The organism is Brevundimonas sp. (genome assembly GCF_030656255.1).
Lineage (GTDB): Bacteria > Pseudomonadota > Alphaproteobacteria > Caulobacterales > Caulobacteraceae > Brevundimonas.
In genome coordinates, this window is the sequence record NZ_JAUSOE010000068.1 from 21631 (window position 1) to 28301 (window position 6671).

4 protein-coding genes are annotated in these 6671 nt (G+C 67.6%); 3 read left to right on the plus strand and 1 reads right to left on the minus strand.

All coding sequences use genetic code 11. From position 1 onward, the window contains the following. Positions 1–64: 64 nt before the first annotated feature. The 3 genes from kduD to Q7J26_RS07305 all read left to right on the plus strand — a co-directional run bounded on the left by kduD (position 65) and on the right by Q7J26_RS07305 (position 3824). Positions 65–823 (plus strand): 2-dehydro-3-deoxy-D-gluconate 5-dehydrogenase KduD, encoded by a 759-nt coding sequence (kduD, locus tag Q7J26_RS07295; protein WP_304935821.1) that lies wholly within the window; start codon positions 65–67, stop codon positions 821–823. 202 nt (positions 824–1025) lie between these two features. After that, positions 1026–2069, plus strand: a complete 1044-nt coding sequence (locus Q7J26_RS07300; RefSeq protein ID WP_304935822.1) for a sugar kinase — start codon at positions 1026–1028, stop codon at positions 2067–2069. Positions 2070–2171: 102 nt separating this feature from the next. Then, positions 2172–3824 (plus strand): pectate lyase, encoded by a 1653-nt coding sequence (locus Q7J26_RS07305; protein ID WP_304935823.1) that lies wholly within the window; start codon positions 2172–2174, stop codon positions 3822–3824. Between the two features lie 82 nt (positions 3825–3906). On the opposite strand, the gene Q7J26_RS07310 is transcribed toward Q7J26_RS07305, so the two are convergent. Next, the gene (locus tag Q7J26_RS07310) at positions 3907–6456 is read right to left on the minus strand and encodes an exo 1,3/1,4-beta-D-glucan glucohydrolase (RefSeq protein WP_304935824.1); all 2550 of its coding nucleotides are present in this window, start codon (positions 6454–6456) and stop codon (positions 3907–3909) included. Positions 6457–6671 lie beyond the last annotated feature (215 nt).

The following is a 6671-nucleotide window of genomic DNA, read 5'->3' on the forward strand; positions in this document are numbered from 1 at the left end:
CCAACGCAGACAAGCCGGGTCCGTTCCGGCGCCTGAAATAGATCTGAGAGGAAACGTGCCTGTCATGAGCAACCCATTCGACCTGACCGGCAAGGTCGCCCTGGTCACCGGCGGCAATGTGGGCCTGGGCCAAGGCATCGCCCTGGCCCTGGCCGAGGCCGGCGCCGACATCGTCTCGGTCGCCCTGTCGGATTCGGACGACACCGTCGCCCGGGTCACGGCCATGGGTCGTCGCGCCCATGCCATCAGCGCCGACCTGACCTCGATCGAGCCGGTCAGACGGGTGGTCGAAGAAGCCCTGGCCGCCATGGGCCGGATCGACATCCTGGTGAACAACGCCGGTCTGATCCGTCGCGCCGACGCGGTGGACTTCACCGAGGCCGACTGGGACCTGGTGATGAACATCAACCTGAAGACGGTCTTCTTCATGAGCCAGGCGGTCGCCCGCCTGTTCATCAAACAGGGCGACGGCGGCAAGATCATCAACATCGCCTCCATGCTGTCATTCCAGGGCGGCATCCGCGTGCCCTCCTATACGGCCTCCAAGTCCGGCGTCGCCGGTCTGACCAAGCTGATGGCCAATGAATGGGCCCCGCACGGCATCACCGCCAACGCCATTGCGCCCGGCTATTTCGCCACGGCCAACACCCAGGCCCTGCGCGAGGACCCGGTCCGTTCGGCCGAGATCCTGGGCCGGATCCCGGCCGGGCGCTGGGGCGAGCCGTCGGATCTGGGCGGCGCCGCCGTCTTCCTGGCCAGCCGGGCCTCGGACTATGTCCAGGGCGCCATCCTGCCGGTCGACGGCGGCTGGCAGGCGCGCTGATCCTTCCCGCTTTCGTCATCCTCGGGCTTGTTCCGAGGATCCAGACTCCTGGTTTCAAGGCCGGCGCGCCCTGCGGACGCACCGGGAGTATGGATCCTCGCCACAAGGGCGAGGATGACGGCGAGAGTGATTAGAGAGACTCTATTCGTCATTCCGGCCGTGTCAGGCACAGTGCCGTTCCGATCCCGCTGCGGTTAGTCTCATGTCCCAGAACGCCCCCTCCAACCGCATCCTCTGCTTTGGCGAGATGCTGCTGCGGTTCTCGCCGAACCAGAACGAGCTCCTGCTCCAGTCCCCCGCCCTGACGGTCCGTCCCGCCGGGGCCGAGGCGAACGTCGCCGTGTCCCTGGCCCAGTTCGGCGCCCCGACCGCCCTGGCGACCGTCCTGGCCGACAACGCCCTGGGCCGGGCGGCGCGCGACGAGGTGCGCAAACACGGCGTCGACACCTCGCCCGTCGTGTTCAAGCCCGGCCGGATGGGGCTGTATTTCCTAACGCCCGGCGCCGTGCGGCGGCCGTCGGAGGTGCTGTATGACCGCGCCGGCTCCGCCTTCGTCGAACACGTCCATGACGCCTTCGACTGGAACCAGCTGCTGGACGGGGTCGAATGGCTGCACGCCTCGGGCGTGACCCCGGCGACGGGGCCGAACGGCTCAGCCGCCGCCGTCGCCCTGATCGAGGCCGCCGTGCGTCGGGGGGTCAAGGTCAGCTATGACGGCAATTTCCGCGGTAAGCTGTGGGAACAGTGGGACGGCGACCCGCCGACCACCTTGGGCCGGATGCTGGCCGGGGCCACGGTCGCCTTCGCTGACGACCGCGACTTCGCCCTGGTGCTGAAGACCCGGTTTGACGACCCCGATCCGGCCGAGCGCCGTCGCCAGGCCGCCGCCGCCGCCTTCGCCGCCTTCCCCCGCCTGCAACGCATCGCCTGCACCCTGCGCGTCCAGGACAGCGTCGCCGACCAGGCCCTGTCCGCCGTCATGCTGACCCGCGACAAGGACGGCGTGATCGAGACCCAGGCCGAGGCCATCCAGATGGCCGGCGTCGTAGACCGCGTGGGCGGCGGCGACGCCTTCGCCTCCGGCGTCCTGTTCGGTCTGTGGAGCGGGTGGCCCGATCAGCACGCGCTCGACTTCGGCCTGGCCGCCGCCAGCCTGAAACACTCCGTCCCCGGCGACTTCAACCTCTTCTCCGCAGACGACGTCAAAGCCGCCATGAACGATCAGGGCTTCGATATTCGACGGTAGTCGCGGCGAGACCGGGACTAGGAAACCGGTGTCAATCGTGCTTCAGTCATCACTCGAGACGGTCGCCAAGAACCGTCCGAGAGAGGTCACCCAGGAGTTCCCATGCCCGCACCGTCCATGAACCGTCGCGCCCTGCTGGCCGCCGGCGCCGCCGCCACCTTCGTCGCCGCCTCGGCCCCCGCCCTGCCCGTCGGCGCTCAGGCCTCGCCCGACCGCGCCGCCGTTCTGGACGCTATGAAGCGCGCCGCCCGGTTCATGCGCGAAGAGGCCGCCGTCGAGGGCGGCTATGTCTGGCAATATCTGCCCGACTTCTCGCGCCGCTGGGGCGAACTGGAGGCCGCGCCGACGATGATCTGGGTCCAGCCGCCCGGAACGGCGACGGTCGGCCATCTGTTCCTAGACGCCTATCACGCCACCGGCGACGACTTCTATTATGAGGCCGCCAAGTCCGCCGCCGACGCCCTGGTCAAGGGTCAGCATCCGGCCGGGGGCTGGAACTATGTCATCGACACCGCCGGCGAGGCCTCGCTGAAGCGCTGGTACGAGACGGTGGGCAAGAACGCCTGGCGGCTGGAGGAATTCCACCGCTACTACGGCAACGCCACCTTCGACGACGCCGGCACGGCCGAGGCGTCGCAACTATTGCTGCGGCTGTATCTGGAGAAGCGTGATCGGGCTTATCTGGCGCCACTGAACAAGGCCATCGCCTTCGTGCTGGACAGCCAGTATCCGAACGGCGGCTGGCCGCAACGCTATCCCTTCGTCCAGGGCGGCGGAGTGCACGGCCACGCGGACTATACCCCCTACATCACCTTCAACGACGATGTGGCCGGTGAGAACTTGGAGTTCCTGATCTACGCGTGGCACGGCCTGGCCAAGAACGGCCGGGGCGACGCCCGCATCCTGGACGCCATCCATCGCGGTATGGACATCTTCGTGAAGACCCAGCAGCCCCAGCCGCAACCGGCCTGGGGCCTGCAACATTTCCCCGATACGCTGAAGCCCGCCGGCGCCCGCACCATCGAGCCCCAGGCGTTCGCCACCCATGCGACCGGCACGAACATCAAGTCCATGCTGGGCTTCTATCGCCTGACCGGCGATCTCAAATTCCTGGCCCGCCTGCCCGAAGCGATGGACTGGCTGGATCAGGTCGCGGCCAAACCGCCGCTGAACACGCCGGGCCGGACGCACCCGACCTTCATTCTGGAGGGCGCCAACACCCCGGTCTATATCCACCGGCGCGGCTCGAACGTCGCCAACGGCCAGTATTACGCAGACGACAACCCCGCCAATCTGATCGTCCACTATGGGTCCTTCCGCAACGTGGACACCCCGGCCCTTCGTGCGGAATATGCGCGTCTGGCGGCCCTGCCGGTCGATGAGGCCACGCGCGGTTCGCCACTGAAGGCGCGTCCGGGCTCGCTGCACCTGCCCAAATATTTCACGCTTCAGGACGTGGACGTCTGGGACATGTCCAGCGAGGCGCGCCGCCCGACCCGGCCGCACGCCGCCCGCGCGGCCGAGGTGATGGCGGGCCTGAACGCGCGCGGCTACTGGCCCACCCCCTTGACCACCACCTCCAACCCCTACCGGGGCGATTCACCGATGACGGTGACTGGCGGAGAGTATCAGATGACCCGCGTCGGCGACCTGTGGGACACCTCGCCCTACAACACCGACTTCCCGGTCGAGGGGGTTTCGACCTCGGTCTTCGTCCGCAATATGGGCGACCTGATCGAGGCCCTGGGAACCTAAGGGACCCAAGGCGCTGCCATCAGGCTGCCAGCCTATTGCGCCGGACATCCCTGCACGACTGGTCGTCGGTCAGGATCGAAGCCTAGGTTGTCGGGCAGACGGTATCGCCCTCGTTCGACGCCAGGCGAACATCCTCGACCGTCACACCGAAGACGCCGCTCGAACGCAGCCCCCACGGCTGTTCCACCGCCGCCAGATTCGCGCCTGCATCGCGCAGGCATGACAGGCGGACCTTGAGCGTCCGCCATTGGCCCAGAGGTGCGGCGTTGAAGATCGCGGTGACGTCCACCTGCCCCTCGCCGAGCGTCAGCAGGACCGGGGCTGTCGGCTTGGCGTCGACGCGGTAGCGGAAAGCCAGGGCCATTTCACCGTTCGCCTGACGCACCAGGTCGACGGGTCGGGCGGCGATCAGGGCGTGACCGCCGACTGTGCCGAAGGTCAGGGTGCGGGCCGATTCCTGGCCGGCCCCGTCGGTGGATCGCACCGCCACACCGCCGCGCGGGCTGGAGCCTGCGCTCTCGTTGCCCAGACGGAATTCCCCACCCGCGTCGCGCAGCATCAGCGACCAGGGCGCGACGAAGCGACCATCGACGAAATAGCGATCTACGCTGCCGATGGCGCCGGCCACGCCGCTGTCTTCGGACAGGGCGCCGACCCGGCCGCCTTTGGCGTAGGTCAGGCCGTAACCATAGGCGAACTGAGGATCATAGCCGGGCTGGCCGACGTTCAGCGGCTCGCCCTTGGCGTCCTTGGGCCAGCTGAACGACAGGGCGCCGTGGAAGTCGTTGCGCGGCTTGCCGGCCGTATCGCCGATCAGGACGTCGGCGACGCCGCCGCCCTCGGTGCCGGGCAGCCAGGCGGCGACGAAGGCGTCCGAGGCGTTGATTTCGGGATTGGTCCACATCGGACGACCCGACAGGAAGACCGACACGGTCGGAACGCCCGCCGTCTTCAGGCGTTTCAAGGTTTCCAGAGGTTCGGTCGGCAGGAAGTCCAGCGTATCGACGTCGCCCTGGAACTCGGCATAGGGGGTCTCGCCGAAGACGACGATGGCGACGTCGGGCTTCTGGGTGAACGTTCCGTCGGCGCTGAGGGTCGCCGTGCCGCCGCCGGCGGCGACCGCTTCCTGGATGCCGCCCCAGATGGACTGCCCGTTCGGGAAGTCCGCGTTGGAATTGCCCGTGCCCTGCCACGTCAGGGTCCAGCCGCCGGAAGCCTGACCGATGTCGTCGGCATGACCGGCGACCAGGACCCGAGCGCCTGACCGGATCGGCAGGACCGAACCCTCGTTCTTCAACAGCACCAGCGACTTGCGCACCGCCTCGCGCGCCAGGGCGCGGTGAGCCGGCGAACCCAGCTCGTTCAGATGACCCTCGACCGGACGGGCGTCGTTGAACAGGCCGGTCTTGACCTTGACCCGCAGGATGCGACGCACGGCCTCGTCCAGACGCGCCATCGGGATTTCACCCGACCGCACCTGGGCCAGGGTGTTCTGGTACAGCGGCTTCCAGCTGTCGGGCGCCATGAACATGTCGATGCCGGCGTTGAAGGCCAGGGCGCAGCTCTCGTTCGAACAGCCCGGCAGTTGGCCGTGCGCGTTCCAGTCGGACACCACGAAGCCGTCGAAGCCCAGCGGGCCGCGCAGCACGTCGTTCAATATGGTCTCGTTGCCCGAGTGTTTGACGCCGTTCCAGCTGGAGAAGCTGGCCATGATCGACAGGACGCCGGCGTCGATGGCCTGGGGATAGCCGGACAGATGGGTACGAATCATCTCCTGTTCGGAGCCGGCGAAATCGCCCTGGTCATGTCCGCCGGTGGTGCCGCCGTCGGCCAGGAAGTGTTTGGCCGAGCCGGCGATACGGCCGGGCGCCAGCGGATGGTCGGCGGACAGCGCGCCCTGAAGTCCCAGAGTCATCGGTCCGGCGTAGCTCTGCGCGATCTCGGGATTTTCGCCATAGCCTTCGTAGGCCCGGCCCCAACGGTCGTCCTGGGGCACGGCCAGGGTGGGACCGAAGGTCCAGTCGGCGCCGGTCACGGCGACTTCCAGCGCGGTGGCCTCGCCGATGCGGCGGATCAAATCGGGTTCGCGCGCCGCGCCCAGGCCGCTGTTGTGCGGGAAGATGGTGGCGCCGACGATGTTGTTGTGACCGTGGACGGCGTCGATGCCGTAGATCATCGGAATCTTGGCGCCGGGACGCTGGGCCACGGCGCGGCGGAAGGCCTGGGCCAGTTCGACCCATTTCTGGGCCGAGGCGCGTTCATCACCGCCCGGCGAAGAATTGCCGCCGGCCAGGATGGAGCCCAGCGGATAGGTCAGCAGGTCTTCGGGCTTGATCGAGGCGATATCGGCCTGGATCGTCTGGCCGACCTTTTCCTCCAGCGTCATCTTCGCCATCAGTTCTGTGACGAAGGCCTCGGTCGCCGGGTCCGTCATCGCCGCCGGGGATGCGGCATGGGGCCACAGGTCGGGATGGGCGCGCGCAGCGTCGGTGACGATGCTATCCGCGGGCTTCACATAGTTGATCGGAACTGGCCGTGACGTCGTCGCCGCGCAAGCGCCAACGGCCAGAGCAAAGCTCAGCGCCAGAACGGAAACAGCGGTGCGGCGGGCGTTCGGCAAACGCAGGGTCATATCGGATCCGTCCAGTCGGCAGGCGAAACAGAGTGCGAAAAGCCCGGTGCGGTCCAAGGACCGCACCGGAAGTTCGCTCAGGGTGCAAAAGATCAGGCGTCTCAGACGCGCCGGAAGCGGCGAAATCCCTAGGAACTCGAGCTTCACTCCCGACACGTCGTTGACCGACGTTGATTTTTACCAGCGCAACTTGATGCACCTATGACAATACTGTC